Annotated in this window: 1 protein-coding gene; it reads left to right on the top strand. The window is 64.7% G+C overall.

The window, feature by feature from the left end; all coding sequences use genetic code 11:
* On the top strand, nt 1–309 hold a 309-nt coding region (locus F0L46_RS25870; RefSeq protein ID WP_188312178.1), incomplete at both ends, for a phosphomethylpyrimidine synthase ThiC.

Here is a 309-nt window from a genome sequence, read left to right as displayed (position 1 = left end):
CTGCGCATCCCTGCGCGCGCCGTGGAGCTGACTACCGGTGAGGAATTCGAGGTCTATGACACCTCCGGCATCTACACCGAGGAAAACCCTCAGCTGGATCTGAAGAACGGCCTGGAGAAGACCCGCGATGCGTGGGAGAAGCCAGCCGTAGCCCCGGCCAGCGAGGAGCACCCGGAGCTCAAGGTGCAGACCCAGCTGGCATGGGCTCGCGCGGGAATCATCACCCCGGAAATGACCTTCATTGCCCACCGCGAAGGCTTTGAGCCGGAGTTTGTGCGCCGCGAGGTGGCCGCTGGCCACGCGGTGATC

The organism is Salinarimonas soli, assembly GCF_008386575.1.
In the GTDB taxonomy this organism is placed as follows: Bacteria; Pseudomonadota; Alphaproteobacteria; order Rhizobiales; family Beijerinckiaceae; genus Salinarimonas_A; species Salinarimonas_A soli.
The sequence above is the reverse complement of the archived record's forward strand: the minus strand, read 5'-3'. Positions and strand labels throughout refer to the sequence as shown.